Origin of the sequence: Pseudomonas retamae (assembly GCF_043496865.1) — a bacterium.
In the GTDB taxonomy this organism is placed as follows: Bacteria; Pseudomonadota; Gammaproteobacteria; order Pseudomonadales; family Pseudomonadaceae; genus Aquipseudomonas; species Aquipseudomonas retamae.
Genome location: NZ_JBIEIL010000024.1, coordinates 1 through 25,752 on the forward strand (window position 1 = coordinate 1; position 25,752 = coordinate 25,752).

A 25,752-nucleotide genomic window follows, 5' to 3' on the forward strand; every position below is an offset into this window, starting at 1 on the left:
ACTACGAAAATCTGGTTGCCGACAAAACTCCAGTCTCGACCACCGTCACCGATGTTGCCGACACCACTAACCTGTCGTTGAGTGCGACAAGTTCTGTGGCTGAAGGCGGTTCGATTGTTTACACCGCAACCCTGACCAACGCCGCTGGTTCGCCAGTGACCGTAACCCTGTCGAACGGCGCCGTGATCACCATCAAGGCTGGCGAAACCACCGGCACCGCGACCGTTGCTGCGCCGTCCGATGACGTCTACAAAGACGCCGGCAGCGTGCAGGCGACCATCACCAGCGCCACCGGTGGCAACTTCGAAAACCTGGTGCCGAGCACGACGCCAGCGGTCACCCAAGTCACCGATACCATCGACACTTCGACGGTCAAATTGACCGCTGATACTTCGGTCGCTGAAGGCGGCACCGTGACTTACACCGCCACGGTTGGCGCTCCGGTAACCGGTTCGCCTGTTGTGGTAACTCTGGCCAACGGCCAGACCATTACCATCGGCGTCGGCCAGACTTCCGGCACTGCAACCGCTGTTGCCGCGAACGATGCGCTGACAGGCAATGCGCCGATCACCAACTCGATCACCAACGTGACTGGCGGCAACTACGAAAACCTCGTGGCTGACAAAACTCCAGTCTCGACATCCGTCACCGATGTTGCCGACACCACGAACCTGTCGCTGAGCGCAACCGGTTCGGTAGCCGAAGGTGGCCAGATCACTTACACCGCAACTCTGACCAACGCCGCTGGCTCGCCAGTGACCGTGACCCTGTCGAACGGCGCCGTGATCACCATCAAGGCTGGCGAAACCACCGGCACCGCAACCGTTGCTGCACCGTCCGATGACGTCTACAAAGATGCCGGTTCCGTGCAGGCAACCATCACCAGCGCCACTGGTGGCAACTTCGAAAATCTGGTGCCGAGCACAACCCCGGCAGTGACCAGCGTCACCGACACCATCGACACCACCTCGGTCAAACTGACCGCGTCCGCCACTGCGGCTGAAGGCGGCAACGTCGTCTACACCGCAACCGTCGGTGCGCCCGTGACTGGTTCGCCGGTTGTCGTAACCTTGGCCAACGGTCAAACCATCACCATCGGCGTCGGCCAGACCACCGGCACCGCGACCACCATTGCGCCGAACGATGCGTTGACCGGCCATGCGCCGATCACCAACTCGATCACCAATGTGACTGGCGGCAATTTCGAAAACCTGGTTGCCGACAAGACTCCGGTCTCAACCAACGTCACCGACACCGCCGACACTACGAACCTGACGCTGTCCGCGACCGGTTCTGTGGCCGAGGGTGGTCAGATTACGTACACCGCAACCCTGACCAACGCTGCGGGCTCGCCAGTCACCGTGACCCTGTCCAACGGCGCCGTGATCACCATCAAGGCTGGCGAAACCACCGGCACCGCGACCGTTGCTGCGCCGTCCGATGACGTCTACAAAGACGCCGGCAGCGTGCAGGCGACCATCACCAGCGCCACCGGTGGCAACTTCGAAAACCTGGTGCCGAGCACAACCCCGGCAGTGACCAGCGTCACCGACACCATCGACACCACCTCGGTCAAACTGACCGCGACCGCCACTGCGGCTGAAGGCGGCAACGTCGTCTACACCGCAACTGTCGGTGCGCCAGTGACTGGTTCGCCGGTTGTCGTAACCCTGGCCAACGGTCAAACCATCACCATCGGCGTCGGCCAGACTACCGGCACCGCGACCACCATTGCGCCGAACGATGCGTTGACCGGCCATGCGCCGATCACCAACTCGATCACCAATGTGACTGGCGGCAATTTCGAAAACCTGGTGGCGGACAAAGCACCTGTCAGCACCACCGTGACCGACACCGTCGACGCTACGAACCTGTCGCTCAGCGCTACCAATTCGGTCGCTGAGGGCGGTTCGATTGTTTACACCGCGACATTGACCAACGCCGCTGGCTCGCCAGTGACCGTGACTTTGTCGAATGGCGCCGTCATCACCATCAAGGCTGGCGAAACCACCGGCACCGCAACCGTTGCTGCACCGTCCGATGACGTCTACAAAGATGCCGGTTCCGTGCAGGCAACCATCACCAGCGCCACTGGTGGCAACTTCGAAAATCTGGTGCCGAGCACGACTCCTGCCGTTACCAGCGTGACCGACACCATCGACACCACGACGGTGAAACTCACCGCAACCGCCACTGCGGCCGAAGGCGGCAACGTCGTCTACACCGCAACTGTCGGCGCACCAGTCACCGGCTCGCCAGTTGTGGTAACCCTGGCCAACGGCCAGACCATTACCATCGGCGTCGGCCAGACTACCGGCACCGCGACCACCATTGCGCCGAACGATGCGTTGACCGGCCATGCGCCGATCATCAACTCGATCACCAATGTGACTGGCGGCAATTTCGAAAACCTGGTGGCGGACAAAGCTCCTGTCAGCACCACCGTGACCGACACCGTCGACGCTACGAACCTGTCGCTCAGCGCTACCAATTCGGTCGCTGAAGGCGGTTCGATTGTTTACACCGCAACACTGAGCAACGCCGCCGGCTCGCCAGTCACCGTGACCCTGTCCAACGGCGCCGTGATCACCATCAAGGCTGGCGAAACCACCGGCACCGCGACCGTTGCTGCGCCGTCCGATGACGTCTACAAAGACGCCGGCAGCGTGCAGGCGACCATCACCAGCGCCACCGGTGGCAACTTCGAAAACCTGGTGCCGAGCACAACCCCGGCAGTGACCAGCGTCACCGACACCATCGACACCACCTCGGTCAAACTGACCGCGACCGCCACTGCGGCTGAAGGCGGCAACGTCGTCTACACCGCAACCGTCGGTGCGCCAGTGACTGGTTCGCCGGTTGTCGTAACCTTGGCCAACGGTCAAACCATCACCATCGGCGTCGGCCAGACTACCGGCACCGCGACCACCATTGCGCCGAACGATGCGTTGACCGGCCATGCGCCGATCACCAACTCGATCACCAATGTGACTGGGGGCAATTTCGAAAACCTGGTGGCGGACAAAGCTCCTGTCAGCACCACCGTGACCGACAACGTCGACGCTACGAACCTGTCGCTCAGCGCTACCAATTCGGTCGCTGAGGGCGGTTCGATTGTTTACACCGCGACATTGACCAACGCCGCTGGCTCGCCAGTGACCGTGACTTTGTCGAACGGCGCGGTAATCACCATCAAGGCTGGCGAAACCACCGGCACCGCGACCGTTGCTGCGCCGTCCGATGACGTCTACAAAGATGCCGGCAGCGTGCAGGCGACCATCACCAGCGCCACCGGTGGCAATTTCGAAAACCTGGTATCGAGCACAACCCCGGCCATCACCAGTGTCACCGACACCGTCGACACCACCACCGTCAGCATCAGCGGCAGCACCTCGGTAACCGAAGGTCAGACCGCGACCTACACGGTCAGCCTGAATCACCCGGCGCAAACCGAAGTGACTCTGAAAATCGTCTACAGCGGTACCGCCGCCGACGGTTCGGACTTTACCGGCGTGTACACCGTGAAGATCCCGGCAGGCGCGAGCAGCGCGCAGTTCAATGTCGCCACCCTCGATGACAAGATCACCGAAGGCACCGAGAACTTCGTGGTCAAGATTGATTCGGCCACCGGCGGCAACTTCGAGAACCTCGCGGTCAGCGCCACCAACGGCAGTGTCAGTACCTCGATCATCGACAACGATGCACCACCAGTGCTCGATCTGGATGCCAATAACTCCAGCGGCGCCACGGGTGCCGATTACAAAGTCACGTTCACCGAAAATACTCCGGGCGCGGGCGTGTCGATTGCCGACACCGACCTCAGTATCACCGACCCGGACAGCACAATGCTGACCGGCGCCACCGTGGTGCTGACCAACCGTCAGGACGGCGATGCGCTGAACCTGGGCAACAGCGTCAACGGCATCACCATCAATGCCAACAGCACCAACGGCACGGTGACCCTGACACTGTCGGGTAACGCGACGCTGGCTGACTACATGCAGGCCATCAAGAACATCAACTTCACCAACAGCAGTGAGAATCCGAGCACCGTGCCGCGGATCATCACCGTGACCGTGACTGATGGCAGCAACTACTCCAATACCGCGACCACCACGGTCAACGTGGTGGCGGTCAATGATGCACCGGTTGCCGCGCCGAGCAATGTCACCGGCACCGAAGACACGCCGCTGGTACTCGGCTGGTCGACCTTCGGTGTAACCGACGTCGACAGTCCGGCCAGCAGCCTCGGGATCAAAATCACCCAACTGCCGGGCGAAGGCAAACTGCAGTATCTGGACGGCTCGACCTGGAAGGACGTGGCCAATAACCAGACCTTCACCAAGGCCGACATCGACGCGGGCAAGCTGCGCTTCCTGCCGGATGCCAACGAGTCGGGCAGCAATGGTTACGGCGGCACCGGGCTGGGCAACAATCAGGCGGATTACGCTCAGATCAAATTCCAGCCTACCGATGGCCAGGCGCTGGGCAATACCGGCACTGTGAAGATCGACATCACGCCAGTGGCGGATGCGCCGACCGTGGCCGTCGCCGACAACAGCGTTAAATCCACTGGCCTGATCAAGGAAGTCTGGACCGGTCTGTCGGGCCTGGGCACTGACGGCAGCGGCGCGAACTCGACCACGTTGAAAAGCGTCATCGATGGTGCCGGCACGCCGAACTCCAGCGGCAACGTGACCAACGTGCAATCCGACGGCAGCGTCGCCGCTGGTACAGCGTCGAAGACCTCGGGCCTGATCTACCTGGAAGCCGGCAAGACCTACACCTTCAGCGGTGTCGCCGATGACAGCTTGCTGATCACCATCGGCGGCAAGAATGTGGCGTCGGGCACCTGGGGTGCGGGCGGGGCGATCAATGGTTCGTTCACCCCGACCACCAGCGGCTATTACACACTCGACATCTACCACCACAACCAGAGCGGCCCGGGCAGCTACGACGTCAACCTGTCGGTCAATGGCAGCACGCCGATCGACCTGAGCAACGCTGGCGTGCCGATCTACACCGGCGTACAGGACCTGGTGAACTCGGGTGTCACCGTCTCCGATCTGCATGGCAGCAACGGCGAAGGCTATTACGACGGCTACAAGCTCAACACCGGCGCCGAAGGCACCACGGTGAAACTGTCGGCGATCAGCACCGCGCTGACCGATACCGACGGCTCGGAAACCCTGAGCGTGAAAATCAGCGGCGCACCAGTCGGTTCGGTACTCAGCGATGGCGCCGGGCATACCTTCACCGTCACCGCGAGCAACGGCGAAGCCAACGTCACTGGCTGGAATCTCGGCAGCCTGACCGTGACCCCGCCGACCTATTACAACGGCCAGTTCAACCTGACCGTGACCTCGACCTCCACCGAAATGGTCGGCGGTTCGGCGAGCAGCACCGCGACCATTCCGGTCACCGTGGTGCCGGCGGTGTACAACGCGGTCGTGGCGACCTCGGGCGACGACACAGTTACCGGTACCGATGGCAACGACATCATCGTCGCCGACATCGGCGGTCTGACCGTGGTGCCGGGCACCAACTACAACATTGCCTTCATGGTCGACAGCTCCGGCAGCATGAGCACCTCGTCGCTCAACGCGGCCAAGGACTCGCTGACCTCGGTGTTCAACAGCCTCAAGCAAAGCCTGGGCGGCAGCAACTCGGGCACGGTGAACATCTTCCTGGTGGACTTCGATACCCAAGTCAACAAGTCGGTGTCGGTGAACCTCAACGACCCGAACGCGCTGACGTTGCTCAAAGCCGTGCTCAATTCGATGGGTTCTGGCGGCGGCACCAACTACGAGGACGTGTTCAAGACCACGGCCAACTGGTTCCAGAGCGCTGACGCGGTGGCCAACACCGGGGCGAAAAACCTGACGTACTTCATCACCGACGGCCAGCCAACTTATTACCAAAGCGGCGAGCAAACCAACCCGACGCTGTATGGCAACGTGAAACTCGACAGCGTGGTGAACACCAGCAACTACAAGCAGGGCGACACGTTCAGCACCTATATCGACAATTCGCACTACCTGACCATCAGCAGCGCCGGCAGCGTTGTGCTGCAAACCTACAGCTCGTGGTGGGGCTGGAGCAGCGAAACCCTGGGCACGATTCATGCGCAGGGCGACGGTACTTATGAATTGTCGAACCTTGCGGGTACCGGCAACAGCACCAACTCGTCGACGACCAGCAATTCAACCAGCGGCTTCGCTTTGTTGAGCGGATTGTCGAGCGTCGAAGCCATTGGTCTGAACAACGACGTCAGCCTCAACGACCTCAAGCCGTACGACTCGGACAAAACGCCGCAAACCAACATCGATCCGAAGGATCTGGCCAATTCGATCATCGGCCATACCGAAGCGACGATGCCGGGTAACGACACCGTCAATGGTGGCGAAGGCAACGACATCCTGTTCGGCGATCTGGTCAGCTTCAACGGCATTGCCGGTGAGGGTTATCAGGCAATGCAGGCGTTCGTCGCCAAGGAAACCGGCGTTGACGTCAGCAAAGTCAGCACCAGCAACGTGCACCAGTACATCACTGAGCACTATCAGGCGTTCGATGTTTCCGGTGCGCATGACGGCAACGACACCCTGCTGGGCGGCGCGGGCAATGACATCCTGTTCGGCTCGGGCGGCAACGACCTGCTCGATGGCGGCAAAGGCAATGACATCCTGCTCGGCGGCAGCGGCAACGACACGCTGATCGGTGGCAAGGGCAACGACATCCTCATCGGTGGTTCCGGTGCCGATACCTTTGTCTGGAAGGCTGGCGACACCGGCAGCGACGTGATCAAGGATTTCAAGGCCGCCGACGGCGATCGCATCGACCTGCGCGACCTGCTGCAGGGCGAAACCGGCAGCACCATCGACAACTTCCTGAAGATCACCACGGTCGACGGCACGTCCTCGCTGCAAGTCAGCTCGGCGGGCAAGTTCAACTCCGGTGATGCCGCTGCGGCAACGCCGGACGTGACGATCAAACTGGAAGGCAACAACTGGTCGAGCGCCAACCTGCACAACCTGATTGCCGGCAGCGACCCGACCATCAAGGTCGACCACAACAACAGCTGATCCATAAACAAAACGGCCGCCCTCAGGGGCGGCCGTTGCGTTGTGTCAGTCACCCCGGTGACGATTTCATCGTTGCACCGCATACTTGCGCACAGTTGGCTATGCTGCTGACAGCACGACGCTGGTTCTTTTCCGAGGGATGCTCAATGTTTTACGTGCAACGCGATGCGCAAGGCCAGTTGATTCGCGTGGAAGCCGCGGCATACGCCGAAGCCACGGAAACCCTGCCGGCCGACAACCATGAAATCCAGGCGTGGTACGCCAACGAAGCCGTGGAGAACAGCCTCAAGCAGCTCAAGCAGAGCGACTTCGAGATGATTCGGGTACTCGACGACCTGATTCAGGTGCTGACCCAGAAAGGCGTGATCCGCGTCACCGACCTGCCACCCGCAGCCCAGGCCAAACTGATGGACCGCAACCAGGCGCGTGAGGCGCTGGGCGGGTTGAGCCAGTTGATCGATGAGGATGAGGGCGGGTTGATCTGATCCCTCTGTAGTGATCGTTCCCACGCTCCGCGTGGGAATGCATCAAGGGACGCTCTGCGTTCCAGCCACACAGCTCAACGATCAGGTCAGGCCCAAGGCTTCGGCTCACCCAGCAACTGCCCCTGCACCCCATACAAGCCCATCTCGCGAATCACTGACAGCTCCCCTTCGGTCTCGACCCGCTCGGCAATCAGCGGCAGATCGATGCTGTGCGCCGCGCGCTGGATCGCTTCGATGAACAGGCGCTTGTCGCTTTCCTGATCAATTGCCCGAATGTAGCTGCCATCGATCTTCAAGTACGCCAGGCCCAGACGCGCCAGGTTGCCGATCATGCTGAAGCGGCCGCCAAAGCGCTGCAGACTCAAAGAGAAGCCCAGTTCACGCAGGCGTCGGGTCAGTTGCTCCAGCAGCGCTTGTTCGGGCAACTGCTCTTCGCCGATTTCCAGGGTCAGACGCGAACCGAGGTTGGAGTGTGCGCGCAAAATCTCGAAGACCTTGTTCAACGCCTGGGCATCGGCGAGGGTCGCCGAAGACAGGTTCAGCGCCAGCGAATCTTCGTGCTCTTGCATTTGCTCCAGCACGCGCTCGAGCATCAGACGATCAAGCCGCGCCGTCCAGCCGAAGCGCTCCAGCCACGGCAGAAAGCGCCCGGCCGGAATGGTCTTGCCCTGCTCATCGAGCAGGCGCGAAAGCACCTTGTAATGCAGCACCAATTGCGTGTCCTGCGCCGCCACCACCGGTTGAAAATACAGCTCGAAACGCTGCTGATTCAACGCCTGATCGAGCAAGCGATGCCAGGCGTGGTGATCATCGCCAACCTCGGCGGTCAGGCTTTGTTCGATGCACGCCCAGTTCTGCTCGCCCTGCCCTTCGGCCTGCGCCAGCGCCTGATCGCCCAAGGTCAGGACCTGCTGCGGCGAATCTCCAAATGCGAATGGCGCCAGACCAATCGAAGCCACTGCGGCAACGTCGGTTGCGCCCGTCGCGTGCAGACTGCTCAGCGCGCTGTCGAGGTTCTGCGCCAGTTGCAGCGCTTCTTCGCGGACCAGCCCCGGCGCGAGCACGGCAAATTCACCGCCACGAATCCGCGTGACGAGGTTCTGGGTTTCCGGGTATTTGGCGCATTCACGCGACAGTTGCTCGCCCACCGCTTTCAGCAATTCATCGGTGCGCTGGCCGCCGAGGCGCTGGTTGAGGCCGGCCAGATCCTTGACCCGCAACAGCAGCAGATAACCGGAACTGGCCTGCTCCGGATTGCTCACTCGGTCATTCAACTGCATCTCGAAATAACGCCGGTTGGCCAGCCCGGTGAGGTTGTCCTGATAGGACTCGGCGCGCAGTTTTTCACTGCGCTCGGCCTGCTCCTGGAACAGCGCCTTGAGCTTCTCGACCATCTGATTCATCGCCTGCACCACCCGGCGCAATTCCGGCGTGCGCGGCAACTGCGGCAAGCTGAGGAATTCGCGCCGGGCGATGGCGTGGGACTGCTGGACCATGTAGTCCAGCGGCTTCAACTGCCGACGCAACAGCAACGCACCGAGTACCGCGCTCAGCGCACCGCAGAGCAACAGCCAGCCGAGGCTGCCCAACGCGCTTTGCCACAGCTTGGCCACGGCGAACATCGGATGGCTGACCACCTCGACCCGCGCTGCCTGTTCCCAGCCGCGACTGACCAAAGCATCGCCACCGGCCGGTTCCAGGCCGATGAGCTTGACGAACCAGTCCGGCACATTGCTCACGGCCGGAATGCCGCTACGCTCGACGATGGTCTGATCGGTCTTCACGTCGACCACGCGAATGCTCGCGTAATAGCCACTGTCGAAAATCGAACTGACCAACAGCTCGACCATCGCCGGGTCATCGATATTCGGTGTCAGCGACAAGGCCAGCGCCGTGGCGGCGTCCTGCGCATGGGAACGCAACTGGTTGACGTACTGGGTGCGCGAGCTTTCCAGACTGACCATGAAGCTGCCGGTGAAGGCGACCACCAGGAACAGACAGATAGCGATCAACAGCTGTTTGAACAAAGACATCTGAGCGCGTGCTCCTAGTTAGTCGTCTCGACCGGGAAACCTTCGGCCTGCATTTTCTTCAAGACATCCTGCCAGCGCGACAGGCGTTTGGTGTCGCCGACCTTTTTATTGCCCTTGGCCCCCGGCAAGTACAGACCCTCGGCATTGAAAGAGTAGACCGGCAGCAAATCGGTTCGCTGCGAGGCCGGCTGAATCGGATCGATCAGGCTGTCGAGCACCAGCGGCATGGCATCGGGGGTCGCGTAGTAAGTCAGGACCATGTGCGCGCGGTTCTGGCGCAGTGCCTTGACGTAGGTGATGCGCAGCTTGTCACTCGACACTCCGAGATGGCGCAGGCTGAAATACTTGGCGATCGCATAGTCTTCGCAGTCGCCAGCGCCCTTCCACAAGGCTTCGATGGGGGTTTCCCAATAGTCGACCTGCCGCCACAGATCGATGTCTTCGACGTAGCGCACCTGTTTGTTGAAAAACAGGTTCACCACTTTCAGCTTGTCCATTTCGTTGGCCTGCTGCTGCGTCGCCAGCAGATTCTGCCAGGCATCGATGCGTTGCTGACCGGCACCCAGCGGTCCGTAAAGTGCCGTGGCCTTGCGGCTGATCGCGGAAAAATCCCAATCGGCATGCAGACCGCCCAGCATGACGCCGGCCAGCAGCAGTGCGCAGCATAGCCAGCGCAACGTCCGAGGGATCGCGAATCGTACCGCCACAGCAGGGTTCCAGAGGGCAGGAAGGGGAAGCGTTCGATGTTGAAGCTTAGCCGGCTAAAAAACAATGGCACCATGAGATCATTGGCGCACGCTAAACTGTAAATGTAACCGCGTTCCTCTACACGGTTTGACAAGCTGTAGAGCAATCACTAGTGTCATTTGGATCCAAATCACCGACCTACAGGGTGCGTAGTCGTGACACAGAAGCCCAAACCGCTGCACAGCATTAAAGTCGACGGACCGATTCCTGCGCATCTGGCCCGTTCGGTCATTGAAGAGACCCTGCGCTCGGCGATTCTTGATGGACGTCTGCCCTGCGGTACGGCGCTGCGCCAGCAGGATCTGGCGGATCTGTTCGGCGTCAGCCGCATGCCGGTGCGTGAAGCCTTGCGCCAGCTCGAAGCGCAGGAATTGCTGAGTGTGACCACGCATAAAGGCGCAGTGGTCGCGCCGTTGATTCAGGGCGACGCCACCGAAACCTATGAGTTGCGCATCCTGCTCGAATCCGAAGCCATGCGTCAGTCGATCCCACTGCTGACCGAAGCCGATCACGCCCTGGCAGCCGCCTACATCGAAGAGCTGGAAGCGCAGCACGATTACACCGAAATCGGCCGGCTTAACCGTTTGTTCCACATGGCCGTGTACAGCAAGGCGCCAAACAAACGCTTGCTGCGTCTGGTCGAGGACGGGCTCAACGAAGAAGAGCGCTTCCTGCGTTTCAATCTTGAGTCGATGGGCCTGGGCAAACTGTCTCAGGACGATCACCGGGCGATGCTGCAAGCCGTGCGCGACCGCGACATCAAGCTGTCGATCGAACTGCTGGAGCAGCACCTCAACCGCGGTGTCGAGGTCATCACCCGCTACCTCGCCACGCCCGCGGCGCAAAGCCGCAAAGTCGCCCGCTGACTTCGCGTTCACTCCAGGAATCAAGCGCTTACAAATCCCCCTGCAATCAGCCCACTCTACGGTGGGCGGATTCGCGTCCCGGTTTTAATCCTTCCCGTGCCATTCGCTCCCAGCGTTGCCGTTTGCTCGTGACGAATAGGGCATAGCGGTGACAACGAATTACCCGCACTCTTGAACGGCCACCCCCATACAGAACGGGGACGCGCCGCCCTGACGGTGCAGTCCCCGCAACAGGAACCTACGGAAGGAGCCTTGTCACGGGAAAAAGGAAGTTCTGGCGCCGGTCCCGGCCAACTTTCATCCCCTATCAATCAATCAATTCTTTTCAATAGAAAGTTGCTTCGAGTGAGGCATTCACTCTTGTCATTCAATTTTGGCCGTTATTGGCCGAAAGGAGCAACTACGTCCAAATAAAACTTTTCCGAAAAGTCTTATTGCAACTTCTCGTGCTTTAAAAACAGCAAACTTAAAATATTCAAAATTGCACTTGTTAAATGTTTGCTTCCTGTATTAGTTTTTTCTTCGCCGAAGTTGAGCCAGATGTTCACTTCGGCACGCGGCGCACTGACGTAGCGCACCGCACAGGCTACGGGCTTGCACAGCGGGGCTTTGCGTAGAAATACGCCGGGCAATTGGTTTTCCGGCATCAAACTTCAACCCATGCGGACAGACAACTAACTCGGCGCAGCATTCACTGCGTAATTGCACAAGCAGTTCCATTTCACCCCTATGATTAAGGACGTCATCATGCCTTCCAAGCACCAACTCGCCTTGAAGAAAGTCGAACTCAGCAATCACCCGATCTTTGCCGAGATCACTTCGTTATCAATATTGCGTCGTTTCATGGAAACCCATGTATTCGCCGTGTGGGACTTCATGTCGCTGACCAAACGTCTGCAACAGGAACTGACCTGCACCCGATTGCCCTGGTTGCCACCGCGCGATCCGCAGGCCGCCCGGCTGATCAACGAAATCGTGCTCGGCGAAGAGTCCGATGATCGTCCGGCCGACGGTCACTACAGCCATTTCGAGCTGTACCTGGACGCGATGCGCGAAATCGGCGCCAGCACCACAGCGGTCGAACGTTTCGTCGCGCTGCAACTGGAAGGCGTGAGCTATGACGTCGCGCTGCAAAGCGTCGAGGTTGACCCGGCCGCCGCGCAGTTTGTCCGCGACACCTTGCACACCGCGCTGCATGCACCGGGGCACAGCGTCGCTGCGGCGTTTCTGCACGGTCGCGAGAGCGTGATCCCGAGCATGTTCCAGCGCATCCTCGATGACTGGGGCATCGGCATCGAGCAGGCGCCGACCTTTCGCTATTACCTGCAACGGCATATTGAGGTCGACTCCGAAGATCACGGCCCGGCGGCCGAGCACCTGCTTCAGCGCCTGGTCGACGGCGACCCGCAACGCGAAGCCGAGGTCTATGCCAGCGCCGTCGCGGCCGTGGAAAGCCGAATTGCGCTGTGGGACGGCCTGCGCCTGAGCATGCGCGAACCGTTGGCGGAGGTGGCCCAATGAACGCCGCCGACTATCAATCCTTCGCCGACGCCTGGGAACAGCGCGCAACCATTCGCACCCGCCCGCGCCGGGTGCTGGAAGACGACGAGCGCCTGATCTATCCGCTCAGCCGCCAACCCTTGGTGCTCAGCGATACCTTCCTGCGCGAATGCCCGGAGCAACGGGATTTCGCCCTCGTGCAGACGCTGTACAAGTTCATCAACGACGTGGTGATTTTCGAGACGGAGATCGTCGACAAGACCGCGCGCAGCATCGCCAAGAATCGCTTCGCCGTGGCATTCCCCTTCGCCTGTCGTTATGACGCGATGACCGTGGTGGTCGATGAGGATTACCACGCGTTGGTGGCGATGGATTTCATGCAGCAGACGGTGGCCATGACCGGCATCGAACCGATCCAGCTACCCGACCAGATCGAGCTGAGCCGGGCGATTCCCGCCGCCGTGGCGCTGGCGCCGGAGCATTTGCGCAGCGCCGTAGAACTGATTTGCGTGGCCATCGCGGAAAACACCGTGACCGGCGATGTTGCCGCGTTCGCCCGTGACGACTCGGTCAAGCCGTCGATCAAGGGGCTGATGGCCGATCACCTGCTCGACGAGGGTCGCCATTCAAGTTTCTGGGCACGCATGGTGCGCATCTACTGGCACACCGCGAGCGACGCCGACCGCGAAACCATCGCGCAGATTCTGCCGGTATTCATCGGCCACTACCTGACCAACGACATCCAGAAGTCTTTTGACTTGCGCCTGATCGATGCGCTGCCGGTCAGCGAGGCCACGCGCTGTTCACTGACGGAGGAGATGGCCGGCCTGGCCTTCCCGATCAATCGCCATCACCCGCTGGTGGGCAACATCGTCAGGTTCTTCCACAACAGCTCGCTGCTCGACGCGTCCTGCGTGCAGCACGCCCTGCGTGACTATCTGGTGTGACAAGGAGGTCTTCATGAAACGTCTCGACATTTTGCTGATTGGCGCCAGCCAGGCCATGACTGATCTGGCGCTGGAACTTGAACAACACGGTCACTCGGTGCAACGCAATGCTGCCGCGCAAGCGGCGGTGGATCTGATCATCGACGATGGCTTTATTGGTGCCGGCGATCGCTGCGCCATCCCGCACCTGCATTTGCGTTTGGGCGTCGGTGCGAGTCGCGCCGGTTTGCCGGTCCTCGACCTGCTGTGCTTTCGCGGCTCGTCCCTGATCAGCCGCGTGCCGATCGGCGATGAGCCGTCAGGCAACGGTCAGGCGCTTCGTCAGCGAGTCCTGGCGCATGTGGTCGACGAAGTGGCGCTGCTGGTCAGTCGCCTGTCCCGCGACGGCGACTATCTGCAACAACTCGCCCCGCTGGGCGCGCCGGATTTCGAACGCCTGGAAAACCTGCGCTTTCTCGACAGCCTGGCCTACGTCCATCGGCGCAACGACACGGCGAATACTGCGCTGCTGGAACAGGCACAGGTCAGCGTCATCGAGCGCCTGCAACAGAGCTTGATTCAGCATGCCGAACGGCCGGCGCTGCACCTCGGCGAGCGCTCCCTCAGCTATCGCCAGTTGCATGCCCACAGCCGAGCGATTCAGCAGCGCCTGCAAGCGTTGCTGGAGCCGCATCCGCAGCCGTGGATCGTCGCGGTCTGCCTGCCGAAAAGCCCAGAGCTGTTCGCATCGATCCTGGCGATTCTGGGCAGCGGCGCCGTGTATTTGCCGCTGGAGCCGAGCCATCCGTTGCCGCGCCAGCAGTACATTGCGCAAAACGCCGGTGCGCTGCTGTTGCTGCATGACGGCGAGCATCCGCTCAGCGACACCATGCCGGGGCTGGACGTCAGCCTCATCGACAGCGCCGCAGCGAATCCAGACCTGCCGTTGATGCGCCAGCGCCCCGAGCCCGACGCGCCGTGCATGGCGCTGTACACCTCCGGCACCACCGGGCATCCGAAGGGTGTATTGCTCAGCCAGGCCAACCTCGCGCATTTCACGGCGTGGTACGCCGATTACGCGCAGCTGCAGGCCGAGAGTCGCGTGCTGCAGTTCTCCTCGCTGAGCTTCGATTCGTCGCTGATCGACATCTTCGCGACCCTGCTCAGCGGTGCCGAACTGGTGGTGCCCGACGACACGCAACGGCGCGATCCGCTGCAACTGGTGGCGCTGATCCGGCGCCGGCAACTAACCCACGCCTTCCTGCCGCCAGCGCTGTTGAGCATCCTGCCACTGGAGCAGCTCGAAGGCGTGCAGGTGATGACCGGCGGCGATGTCTGCGAGCCGTTCGTGATCGAGCAACTGACTCGTCAGGGCACCCTGCACAACCTTTACGGCCCGACCGAAGCCACCGTGCTGATCACCGCGCGGCAACTGCAACCGGGCGACAGCAACCGCTGCCTTGGCGCGCCGATCGCCAACAGCCAGGTGCTGATTCTCGATGACGATCTGCAACCGGTGGTGGAGAACACCGTTGGCGAATTGTTCATCATCGGGCCCGGTGTCTGTCTCGGCTATCTGAACAATCCGCAGCAGACAGCCGAGCGCTACCTGACCCTGCATCTACCGGACGGCCAAACGCTGCGCGCCTACCGCACTGGCGACATGGCGCGGTGGGGCGAGCAGAGCATCGAGCTGTGCGGGCGGCGCGACAATCAGGTGAAAATCCGCGGTTTCCGCGTCGAGCCAGAGGAGATCGAACGCTGCCTGCGCGAGAGCCAGTTGTACCGCCAGGTCGCGGTGGTGATCGACAGTCAACGCAGGATTCTGGCTTTTCTCGCTCAGCCGCAATCAGCGACTGCCCGCGACGAACTGAAGGCTCACGCCCGGCAGTTTCTACCGGACTACATGCAACCGGTGGCGTGGACTGAACTCCCCGGCATGCCCTCCGCCAGCAACGGCAAGGTCGACCGTAAAGCGTTGCTGGAAGTGCCCGTGAGTGTAAAGGACGATGGGCCGAAATGCCTGCCGGCCAATGCCGACGAGGCACTGCTGCTGCAGATCTGGGCCGAGTTGCTGGAGCTGCCGGACAGCGATATTTCCACCGACGAAAGCTTCTTCAATCTGGGCGGCCATTCGATCCTGTTGTCGCGAATGTTGCTGCGTTTGCGTGAAGAATTCGGCCGTAGCATTTCGATCAATCGCTTCATCGAACAGCCGACCATCGCCAAGCTCGCAACCTTGGTGCGCGGCACCGATGACAGCGCCGTGCTCAGCGCCCAGGCCATGGCCGATGCCGAGCGCATGCTGGATATCCAGACGTTGCCGATCAGCCGCATGGGCGACGTGCACAAGGTCATCGTCACCGGCGCCAACAGTTTTGTCGGCGTGCATATTGTCGAGGCGCTGCTCGGTTGGGGCGCCAGCGAAGTCGCCTGTCTGGTGCGTGACGGTGGCGGGCAAACGGCCGCGCAGCGCTTTGCCGAGTCACTGCGGGAAAACCGCCTGGAGCATCTGGATCTGAGTCGCGTGCGGGTCTATGCGGCGGACATCACCCGGCCGCAATTGGGCCTGAGCGAAGAAGATTATCAGCGCCTCGATCGCGAGTTCGGCGCGCTGGTGCACAACGCTGCCAACGTCAACCATGTGCTCGATTACGAGTCGCTGGCCGCGGACAACGTCGAGCCGATCTTCGCCCTGCTGCGCCTGTGCGAAGGGCAGAGCAAAAAGGTCTTCAACTTCGTCTCGACATTGTCGGCATCCAGCAACGTCGATGACGCAGGCCGCGTGCTGGAATTGCCGGCCGCGACGACGCCACCGATCTACATCCGCAACGGCTACAACCTGTCGAAGTGGGTTGGCGAGCGCATTCTCGAACGGGCTCGCGAGCGTGGCGTGCGGGTCAATGTGTATCGCCCCGGCAACATCAGTTTCAACAGCCTGAGCGGCGTCTGCCAGCCGCACAAGAACCGTTTGATGCTGATGCTCAAAGGCTCGATCCAGCTCGGTCAGGTGCCGGCCTTCGCGCTGAACTTCGATCTGATGCCGGTGGACTTCCTCGCTCGCTTCATCGCCTTCCATGCCAGCCGTTATTCGCCTGACCGTGCGGTGTTCAACCTGCACAACCCCGAGCCGCTGAGCTGGGACGCCTACGTCGCTTCATTCCGCGAGACCGGCAGCGAGTTTTCGCTAGTCAGCGTCGCCGACTGGCAACAGCAATTGAGCCGGGTCGACGCCGACAACGCGCTGTTCGGCGTGCTCGGTTTTTACCTCAACGGCTTTGAAGAAGACATCGGCGACATCTCCCTGATCGGTCACGCCAACGCTGAAGCCGGCGTGCAGCAGATGGGCGCGCATTACCCGCAAAAATCCCCGGCGCTGCTGCGTCGCGGCTGCGATTACCTGAAACAGATCAACTTCATCTGACGCCACAAAAAAGGAGCAACACCATGAGCAATCTGCAACCGGACACCCTGATCAAAAACCCGCATGGCTGCCACGTCATGTCTTCGGTACACGTGCCGGCGGACGCCGCGCAGGTCTGGGCGATAGTCGGCAATTTTGGCGCTTTCGAGCGTTTCATTCCGGCGCTGTCGCACATCGAAATGACCGGCGAGGGCGTGTCCTCGCTGCGCAAGAAAATCTTCAAGGACGGCAATGTGGTAGTCGAGCAGCTCAACTCCCGCGATGAGCAGGCGCGGAGCATGACCTGGACGACGATTTACAACACCTTGGGCGTGGCTAACCTGTGGGCGGCGATGAATGTCGAGGCGCTGGGCGAAGGGCAATCCCGCGCAACCTGGACGATCATTGCCGAACCGGCCTCGGGCGGGGAGGAAGCGTTGCCGGGGTTCAGGGATTTTGTGCAGGGGTTTGCCGATGATGCGATGGGGAATGTGCTGAAGCTGTTTGTTTAAGGCTTTGGATTTGCGGCGATTGTCAGACCGCTTTCGCGAGCAGGCTCGCTCCCACAGGGAAATGCATTCCAATGTGGGAGCGAGCCTGCTCGCGATGAACGATAACGCGGTCTGATTTGAGGTCAGATCTTGAAGCTATCGACCAGTTGCTTCAGGCGGTTGGCCTGCTGCGACAACGCATCACAATCCTTCAACGTCTCGTTGAGGTTGGCCACGCTCTGCTGGTTCAACAGGTTGATCTGGTTGACGTCGACGTTGAGGGTTTCCACCACGGCCGTCTGCTCCTCCGTGGCCGCGGCCACCGACTGGTTCATGCCGTCGATTTCGCCGATGCGCTGGGTCACGCTGACCAGACGCAGACCGGCCTGATTGGCCACCTCGACGCTTTGCTCGCTGGACGCCTGACTAGCGTTCATCGTGGTCACCGCTTCACGCGAGCCGACCTGCAGCGAGGTGATCATCTTGTGGATTTCTTCCGCCGACTCCTGAGTGCGATGGGCAAGGTTACGCACCTCGTCCGCCACGACCGCAAAACCACGCCCGGCCTCACCGGCACGCGCCGCTTCGATCGCCGCGTTGAGCGCCAGCAGGTTGGTCTGCTGCGAGATGCCTTTGATCACATCGAGAATGTGGCCGATGTTATCGGTGCTCGCGTTGAGGGTTTCGATCTGCGTGCACGACAGACTGATCTTCTGCGACAGCTCGGTCATCGCCTGAATCGTCTGCTCGACTACCTGACGCCCGTCGTCGGCCTGCTCGCTGGCGCCACTGGCGTGTTGCGAAGCATCGGCAGCGTTGCGGGCGATCTCCTGGGTCGCGGCACCCAGTTGGTTGATCGCCGCCGCGACGCTGTTGGTGCGCGCGCTTTGTTCGTCAGAGCCTACGATCGATGCGTTCGACGACGCCATGACCCGTTGCGACAGGTCGTGCACGTGGCGGGTCGCCGAAGACACTTCGGATATCGACGCGTGAATCCGTTCAACGAACTGGTTGAAGGCACTGCCCAGTTCGCCGAACTCGTCTTTGCTTTCTACCGACAGACGACGAGTCAGATCGCCTTCACCCTGAGCGATGTCCTGCATCGCGCGGCCCATGGTGGTCAGCGGTCGCATCAAGACGTTGATCAACAGGCTCAACAGCAAAGCAATGGCAGCCACGGCGACAAACATCGCGATCAGCGCCGAGGTGCGGAATTGGCTGAGCGCCGCGTAGGCTTTGTCGTGATCGATCGACAGACCGATGTACCACTGCGCGTTCGGCAGGTCGTTGACCGGGGTGAACGACAGAATCCGCTCCTCGCCGTTGAGCACGACGTTCTGGTTGCCCTTCTCGATGCGCACGCTGGTGTTCGGGTAAATGTCTTTCAGGTTTTTCATGACCTGATCCTTGTCCGGACTGACGATCACCTGACCGTCAGCACTGACCAGGAACGCATGGCCGAGGCCACCGAAGTCCACCGAGTTGATGATTTTCACCAGGGTTTCCAGGCTCAGGTCGCCACCGACCACGCCGAGCAATTCACCGTTCTTTTTCACTGGCATGGCAATGGTCACTACCAGCCCGCCAACCGCGGCCATGTACGGCGGGGTCAGCATGGTCTTGTCTGCGACCACCGCTTGCTTGTACCAAGGGCGCTGACGCGGATCGTAGCCGTCCGGCATCTTCGCGTCCGGGCGTTGGGTGAACACACCGTTGGCCTGGCCAACATAGGTGAACTGGAAATTCGAAGTGAACGCCGGTTGATCGACCAGCCCCGGCAGATCGGCGTCCTTACCCTGATGCGCGACGTTCTGCGCGAGGTTTTCCAGCACCAGAATCCGCCCGCTCATCCAGTTCTGCACGCTGCTGGCGGTCAGGTCACCGGCCTGCTGAACGGAAGACTGAAGGTTCTGGCGAATGGTGCTTCGCTGCAGATAGTCGTTGTAGAGCGTGAACAGCGCGAACGCCAGGACCACGACGCCCGAGGCGGCCAGCAGAATTTTGTGGCTGAACTTTAGATTCATTTCATGGGACTTCTTATGCCAAAAGTGGGGATGCGTTCCGGATGCAACATTCCATGTACAGCGCAGGCAGCGTTCTTCCGGCCGCTCTACTTTGGTGCACGCATGTCTCACCAGTCTGTCGGCACGCGAGGGAGAAATCTTAGGGTTGCGTTGGAAATGGATCGCGTTTCTGTCGGATTCCCGCCGAACGGCGGGCCAGAGCGGCTGAGGGAAGATTTTTCCGCGCGTTGCGTGAGCAGCGGTTGCAAATTCTGCGACCCTTGAAGACAATGCGACTAATTATCATTTGTGACGTCCAGGCTGTCGCGTTCATGTCCTCCCCCGAGTTTGCGGTACAGACGCTTTATCGTTGTCACCACGGCTGGCTCAACACCTGGTTGCGCATGCGGCTGGGCAACGCAGCGGATGCGGCGGATCTGGCACAGGACACTTTCGTTCGTCTGCTGCAGCGCAGCGAACGCCTGGAGCTCAAAGCCCCTCGCGCATTCCTGCGCACCATCGCCCGTGGCTTGGTGATCGATCATTGGCGCCGCGAAGAAATCGAGCGGGCTTACCTGGAAACCATTGCCCATTTGCCCGAAGCTGAAACGCCAGGCAGCGAAGCCCGCGCCCTGATCGTCGAACTGCTCGAAAGCATCGCGCGCATGCTTGAAGGATTGAAACCGAAGGTGCGCCAGGCCTTTCTGCTGGCGCAGTGCGAAGGTCTGACCCACAAGCAGATCGCCGAGCAGCTGGGGCTGTCGTTGCGCTCGGTGGAACGCTACGTCGCCGAGGCGCTATATCACTGTTACGTCTTGCGGTACGCGCACTGATGTCGCTGGACAACGCTGCACTTGGCCGCCGCGCCGAGCCGCCACCGCAAGTGGTCAAACAAGCCATTCACTGGCTGCTGCGCCTGCGCAACAACCACGGCAATTCGCGCCTGAACCGCCAGTGCGAACAATGGCGGGCCGAACATCATCAACACGAACTGGCCTGGCAGCGTGTGCAGTCGTTGCACGCCGAACTGAGCAGCAACCTGCGTGCGGTGCCCGGCGCACAAGTGGCATTCAACACCCTGGAAAACAGTGCGCAAGGTCTCGGCCGGCGGCAGGCCTTGAAGTTGCTCTCAGGCGCATTGCTGATGGGTTCCGCCGCGTGGCTGGCCAAGGACAGCGGCGCCTGGCAGCAGTGGAGCGCCGATTACGCCACCGCAACGGGTGAGCAGCGCGGTTTTCAATTACCCGATGGCACGCGCATCGAACTCAACACCGCCAGCGCGGTGGATCTGCGTTACACGGCGCAGCAGCGGCTGATCAAACTCACTCGCGGCGAGATCATCGTCAGTTGTGGCGGCTCCGACGAAGGCGCGCCGTTCGATCGCCCGCTGCGCGTGCAAAGTCGTCACGGCATGTACGCGCCCATTGGCGCCCGCTTCATCCTGCGTGAGGACGACGATTGCAGCCGGCTTACTGTCACCAGCGGCCGCGTTGCCATTGTTTCCGGTGGCCATTCGATCGAAGCCTTCGCCGGCCAGAGCTACCGCATCGACCACCTGCAGATCCGTCCGGTGACGGCACCGGATATGGACGCCGGCGCGTGGGTCGATGGTTTGATCGTCACGCGCAATATGCGCCTCGGTGATTTTCTCAATGAAGTCGGGCGCTACCGTCATGGCGTGCTCAATTGTGCAGCGCAGATTGCCGATCTACGCCTGTCCGGGGTGTTCCGGCTGGAGGACACGGACAAGCTGTTGGCGGTGCTGCCGCAGACGCTGCCGGTGCAATTGCGTTACCGGACACGCTGGTGGGTGAGCGTGGAACGTGCGGTGTGAAATTTTTTGGCGGGTTTTCGCAAGGGCTTCGGCTTAGTCAGTAAGCACTTCAATCCAAGCGTTTGCGACTTCCTACGGAAACCTACAATGACTGTCCGCGCCCACTGTAAGAACTCTCTGAATTTCACCGTTGAATCGAGTCTGCTGCGGCACGCTGTTCGCGCCGCGCTGTTTTCTACTGCGCTGAGTATCGGTGTATTGCCCGGCCTGAGCCTCGCCGCTGACGTCACTGCCGGCGCGGTCAGCCCACGCTATGACATCGCTGCGGGGCCGCTGGACGAGGCATTGAATCAGTTTGCCCGTCAGGCGGGCATCACCCTGTCCATGACCCCGCAGCAGACTCAGGGGCGGCAGTCACCGGGGGTACGGGGCGAATATTCCACTGATCAGGCGCTGAGCCATTTGCTCGGCGGCTCGGGTCTGGAAGCGGTCAGCCAGGATGGCAGCCGCTACATTCTTCGCCCGCTCGCCGAGAGCGAAGCGCTGGCCCTGCCGACCACCGACATCAAAGGCTTCGCCCTTGGCAACGCATTGGGCAGCACGGCGGGCTACAACGCCACGCACAGCCAGATCGCCACCAAAACCAGTACCGCGTTGCTCGAGACTTCGCAAAGCGTGTCTGTGGTCACGCGCGAGCAAATGGATGACCAGGGCTCGCAGACCGTCTCTCAGGCCATGCGCTACGCCCCGGGCGTGCTGACCAATCCGTATGGAGCGACCCATCGTTACGACTATGTGGCGATGCGCGGTTTCAACGATGGCTCGGTGGACAACATTTATCTCGACGGCCTCAAGTCAATGGGTGATAGCGGTACTTACAGCACCCTGCAAGTCGATCCATATTTCCTCGAGCGAGTGGATATTCTCAAGGGCCCGTCTTCAGTGCTGTATGGCCGCAGTTCACCCGGCGGGCTGGTGGCGCTGACCAGCAAGAAACCGCTGTACGAGGCCTACCATCAGGTACAGGCGACGGTGGGTAATCAGGGGCAGCGCGGGTTCGGTTTTGACTTCAGCGGCCCGGTCGATGACGACAAGCGCATTGCCTATCGTCTGACCGGTTTAACGGATCGCTCTGACACGCAATTCGACCACAACAAGGAAAAGCGCTACGCCTTGGCGCCAACCCTCAGCATCGACTTCAGCGAAGACACCTCGCTGACACTGCAGGCTTATCTGCAACACGATCCGGATGGCGGCTACCACGGCGGCGTGCCAGCCAGTGGCACGATCCATCAGCGCAACGGCCAGCGTATCTCGACGGGTTTCTTTGAAGGTGAGCCGGGCATCGATGGTTACTCGCGTGACCAGCAATCCTTCGGATATCAGTTCGAGCATCGCTTCAACGATGTTTTCACCGCACGGCAGAACTTCCGCTACCTCGATTCCAAAGTAAACATGGATCAGGTCTACGCCTATGGCTGGACCTCGCCGACCAGTAACGAGCTGAACCGCTATTACACCGGTGGCGATGAGCGCCTGCATGCGTTCATCGTCGACAATATGCTTCAGGCCGAGTTTTTCACCGGTGCGACGAAACATACGGTGCTTCTGGGCACTGACTATCAGCGGCGCAAAACCGTGGTCGACTGGACCAGCGGCGGTCTTGCTCCGATCAACGCTTTCAACCCGGTGTACGGCAACTCGGCCATCGATATGTACGGTGAGACCAGTTATCTGCGGCGCCTGGAGCAGACCGGGGTGTACCTGCAAGACCTGATCGAGATGGACCAGTGGCGTTTCTCACTGGGCCTGCGTCAGGACTGGGTCGAGACATCTGACGAAAACCGCATCGCCGAAGCAGGACGCCCTGCCGGCACCGAGATCAACGATCGACGCACCAAACTGACCGGTCGCGCCGGTGCGCTGTATCTGTTCGAAAACGGCCTGGCGCCGTATATCAGCTATTCGGAATCGTTTAACCCGAACTCCTACGCCGACAGCGCCGGCAACCCGCTGGCACCGACCGACGGCACGCAATGGGAAGTCGGCTTGAAGTATCAGCCGCCGGGCACCGACAACCTGTTCACTGCATCGCTGTTTCGCATCGATCAGGAGAACCTGGCGACCAAGCTGCCGCAGGAAAACTTCTATCGCGCAGTAGGTGCTGTCCGCTCCCAGGGGCTGGAACTGGAAGCGCACACGCAACTGACCGACAACCTCAAACTCCTCGGCAGCTACACCTTTACCGACATCGAGTACTCGAAGTCGATGGTCAGCACTTTGAGCACGCCAACTAACCTCATCGAAAACAAAGGTAACTCACCGACGCAGGCACCGCGGCACATGGCCTCGTTATGGGCAGACTATAAGTTTGACAGTGCCGCGCTCGATGGCCTGCGCCTGGGTGGTGGGGTTCGTTATGTCGGCTACAGCTGGGCCGATGCGGAAAACACCCTGAAGGTACCTTCCTATACGTTGTTCGATGCCTCGATTGGTTATGACTTGGGCAAGGTCGGTTTGAAAGGCGTCGACGTACGCCTGAATGCAAACAACCTGACCAACGAATCCTATGTGGCTTCCTGTGCCAGCCTGAACTTCTGCTACATGGGCGAAGAGCGCAATGTCGCGGCGACGGTCAGCTACCAGTTCTAACCATTTGTTTCGTGCATGAAAAAGCCAGCGCCTGAGCTATCAGGCGCTGGCTTCGTCGTTTCTGTAGGGGAGTTTCGCATGCGTGCTGTTTTAGTGTTGTTGCACCGCTATATCGGTTTGGCGACGGCAGTCTTTTTGTTGCTGGCCGGACTGACGGGCAGCATTCTGGCGTTCAATCATGAGCTGGATGAATGGTTGAATCCGCAGTTTTATGCAGCGTCTGCGGTGGGCGAGCGATTGCCTCCCGGTGATCTGGTTGACGCTGTGCAGAAGGCACATCCGAAGCTGCAAGTCTGGTACATGGAATATCCAGACGAGGTCGGCCATACGGCGTTGCTGGCCGCAGTTGCGCGCCATAACCCAGCGACAGGCAAGCCGTACGATGAGCGCAATCAAGTGTTCTATCTGGATCCAGTAAACGCCGAGCAGAAGGGTCAGCGCTATTGGGGCGAATGCTGTTTCCAACGGAAGAATCTCATCCCGTTCATACTCGAGTTCCACTACAACCTGACGTTGCCGGGCAATTGGGGGTTGTGGTTGATAGGTCTGGTGGCGATTGCCTGGGTGATGGATTGTTTCGTTGCGCTCTGGCTGACGCTGCCGCGTGGAAAGCCATTCTGGAAGAAGTGGTCGACCGCCTGGAAGGTAAAGGGCGGACACGCCTATCGGCTCAACTACGACCTGCACCGCGCCGGGGGACTGTGGCTGTGGTTGTTGCTGCTGCCGATCGCTGTCAGCAGCGTGGCCATGAATTTGCCGAGTCAGGTGTTCAAGCCCGCAGTGTCATTGTTTTCGCCAATCGAACCAAGCGTCTACGAGGCGCGAGGACGAATGCCCGCGGATGAACTGGGCGCGACGCAGTTGAGTTATCAACAGGCATACGAAAGGGCGTTGCAGGAAGGTAAAAGGCTAGGACTGACTGCCCCGATTGGTGAGCTGTATTACAGCTTTGAATACAACTTTTACGGAGCCGGATTCGGGCAACATGACACCGAAGCACATGGCAAATCCTGGTTGTTCTTTCATGGTACGGACGGTCGATTATTAGGGCAGGAGATAGCGGGACAGGGAACGTTAGGCGAGCAGTTCTACCGATTGCAGTTACCGATACATGGCGGACGGATTTTCGGGGTTACCGGGCAAATCATCATCGCAGTGCTAGGCGTCATGATTGCAGGCTTGTCGGTAACCGGCGTCTATATCTGGTGGCGCAAACGGCAGGCTCGACGCATCAGCATGGCACGCCGACCCGTTTGATCATTGAGTTTCCGGGTTGCGGAAAAGACAAAACCCCAATTGCTTACGCAATTGGGGTTTCGGAATTGAATCTTGACGATGACCTACTCTCACATGGGGAAACCCCACACTACCATCGGCGATACATCGTTTCACTGCTGAGTTCGGGATGGGATCAGGTGGTTCCAATGTTCTATGGTCGTCAAGAAATTCTTTATCTGGCCCGTCAACACGGTAACAAGCCAGCAAAAACAGGAACTTCTACTAAAACAAAACCCCAACTGCTTTCGCAATTGGGGTTTCGGAATTTAATCTTGACGATGACCTACTCTCACATGGGGAAACCCCACACTACCATCGGCGATGCATCGTTTCACTGCTGAGTTCGGGATGGGATCAGGTGGTTCCAACGCTCTATGGTCGTCAAGAAATTCGGGTACTGACTCGCGACCAGATGGCCTCGCTTCAGCAAATTGGGTATGTGACAGCTGTCGGTGTTTGTGCGTTTCGAACTTTCGGTTCGTTTCGTCTTCACACACCGCAATCTGGTCTTT

Annotated in this window: 14 protein-coding genes, 2 rRNA genes and 1 pseudogene; 11 read left to right on the forward strand and 6 right to left on the reverse strand. The window is 60.3% G+C overall.

Annotated elements, in window-relative coordinates; genetic code table 11:
• Positions 1-7,082, forward strand: a pseudogene (locus tag ACGSLL_RS27920) (LapA family giant adhesin); the annotation flags it as partial.
• A gap of 146 nt (positions 7,083-7,228) precedes the next feature.
• Positions 7,229-7,567 carry a tryptophan synthase subunit beta gene (locus ACGSLL_RS27925; RefSeq protein ID WP_090288078.1) on the forward strand — a complete coding sequence of 113 codons (339 nt, stop codon included), beginning with the start codon at positions 7,229-7,231 and terminating at the stop codon, positions 7,565-7,567.
• A gap of 86 nt (positions 7,568-7,653) precedes the next feature.
• Here ACGSLL_RS27925 and lapD read toward each other — a convergent pair whose 3' ends face one another.
• Positions 7,654-9,600 (reverse strand): cyclic di-GMP receptor LapD, encoded by a 1,947-nt coding sequence (lapD, locus tag ACGSLL_RS27930; RefSeq protein ID WP_394508646.1) that lies wholly within the window; start codon positions 9,598-9,600, stop codon positions 7,654-7,656.
• Positions 9,601-9,614: 14 nt separating this feature from the next.
• Positions 9,615-10,307 carry a cysteine protease LapG gene (gene lapG / locus ACGSLL_RS27935; protein ID WP_394508647.1) on the reverse strand — a complete coding sequence of 231 codons (693 nt, stop codon included), beginning with the start codon at positions 10,305-10,307 and terminating at the stop codon, positions 9,615-9,617.
• A gap of 195 nt (positions 10,308-10,502) precedes the next feature.
• Between lapG and ACGSLL_RS27940 the strand changes: the two genes are divergently transcribed.
• Entirely contained in the window at positions 10,503-11,213 is a 711-nt protein-coding gene (locus ACGSLL_RS27940; protein WP_394508648.1) for a GntR family transcriptional regulator, read from the forward strand.
• Between the two features lie 431 nt (positions 11,214-11,644).
• On the opposite strand, the gene ACGSLL_RS27945 is transcribed toward ACGSLL_RS27940, so the two are convergent.
• Complete coding sequence (locus ACGSLL_RS27945) at positions 11,645-11,860, reverse strand: hypothetical protein (protein ID WP_394508649.1); 216 nt, start codon at positions 11,858-11,860, stop codon at positions 11,645-11,647.
• Positions 11,861-11,960: 100 nt separating this feature from the next.
• On the opposite strand from ACGSLL_RS27945, the gene ACGSLL_RS27950 reads away from it, so the two are divergent.
• Genes ACGSLL_RS27950 through ACGSLL_RS27965 form a run of 4 tightly spaced genes read left to right on the forward strand, consistent with a single transcriptional unit; the run spans position 11,961 to position 17,554 of the window.
• On the forward strand, positions 11,961-12,734 hold the full coding sequence (locus ACGSLL_RS27950) for a DUF3050 domain-containing protein (protein ID WP_394508650.1): 774 nt from the start codon (positions 11,961-11,963) through the stop codon (positions 12,732-12,734).
• Positions 12,731-13,660: a diiron oxygenase gene (locus ACGSLL_RS27955; RefSeq protein WP_394508651.1), complete on the forward strand. Its 930-nt coding sequence runs from the start codon at positions 12,731-12,733 to the stop codon at positions 13,658-13,660. The genes ACGSLL_RS27950 and ACGSLL_RS27955 overlap by 4 nt, the downstream gene beginning before the upstream one ends.
• A 13-nt stretch (positions 13,661-13,673) precedes the next feature.
• Positions 13,674-17,063, forward strand: coding sequence for an amino acid adenylation domain-containing protein (locus ACGSLL_RS27960; protein ID WP_394508652.1), 3,390 nt, complete (start codon positions 13,674-13,676; stop codon positions 17,061-17,063).
• A 23-nt stretch (positions 17,064-17,086) separates the two neighbouring features.
• Positions 17,087-17,554 carry an SRPBCC family protein gene (locus tag ACGSLL_RS27965; RefSeq protein WP_394508653.1) on the forward strand — a complete coding sequence of 156 codons (468 nt, stop codon included), beginning with the start codon at positions 17,087-17,089 and terminating at the stop codon, positions 17,552-17,554.
• Positions 17,555-17,676: 122 nt separating this feature from the next.
• Here ACGSLL_RS27965 and ACGSLL_RS27970 read toward each other — a convergent pair whose 3' ends face one another.
• Positions 17,677-19,557 carry a methyl-accepting chemotaxis protein gene (locus ACGSLL_RS27970; RefSeq protein ID WP_090288062.1) on the reverse strand — a complete coding sequence of 627 codons (1,881 nt, stop codon included), beginning with the start codon at positions 19,555-19,557 and terminating at the stop codon, positions 17,677-17,679.
• Positions 19,558-19,868: 311 nt separating this feature from the next.
• Here ACGSLL_RS27970 and ACGSLL_RS27975 point away from each other — a divergent pair, with 311 nt between their 5' ends.
• The 4 genes from ACGSLL_RS27975 (at position 19,869) to ACGSLL_RS27990 (ending at position 25,219) form a co-directional block, all read left to right on the forward strand.
• Positions 19,869-20,369, forward strand: coding sequence for a sigma-70 family RNA polymerase sigma factor (locus ACGSLL_RS27975; protein WP_394508654.1), 501 nt, complete (start codon positions 19,869-19,871; stop codon positions 20,367-20,369).
• Complete coding sequence (locus ACGSLL_RS27980) at positions 20,369-21,370, forward strand: FecR domain-containing protein (RefSeq protein ID WP_394508655.1); 1,002 nt, start codon at positions 20,369-20,371, stop codon at positions 21,368-21,370. The genes ACGSLL_RS27975 and ACGSLL_RS27980 overlap by 1 nt, the downstream gene beginning before the upstream one ends.
• Before the next feature lie 87 nt (positions 21,371-21,457).
• Positions 21,458-23,962, forward strand: a complete 2,505-nt coding sequence (locus ACGSLL_RS27985; RefSeq protein WP_394508656.1) for a TonB-dependent siderophore receptor — start codon at positions 21,458-21,460, stop codon at positions 23,960-23,962.
• A 78-nt stretch (positions 23,963-24,040) separates the two neighbouring features.
• Positions 24,041-25,219 (forward strand): PepSY-associated TM helix domain-containing protein, encoded by a 1,179-nt coding sequence (locus ACGSLL_RS27990; RefSeq protein ID WP_394508657.1) that lies wholly within the window; start codon positions 24,041-24,043, stop codon positions 25,217-25,219.
• Positions 25,220-25,289: 70 nt separating this feature from the next.
• On the opposite strand, the gene rrf (ACGSLL_RS27995) is transcribed toward ACGSLL_RS27990, so the two are convergent.
• Both rrf (ACGSLL_RS27995) and rrf (ACGSLL_RS28000) read right to left on the reverse strand, forming a co-directional pair.
• Positions 25,290-25,405: ribosomal RNA gene (gene rrf / locus ACGSLL_RS27995) — 5S ribosomal RNA — on the reverse strand.
• Between the two features lie 105 nt (positions 25,406-25,510).
• A 5S ribosomal RNA gene (gene rrf / locus ACGSLL_RS28000) occupies positions 25,511-25,626 on the reverse strand.
• Between the last annotated feature and the right edge of the window lie 126 nt (positions 25,627-25,752).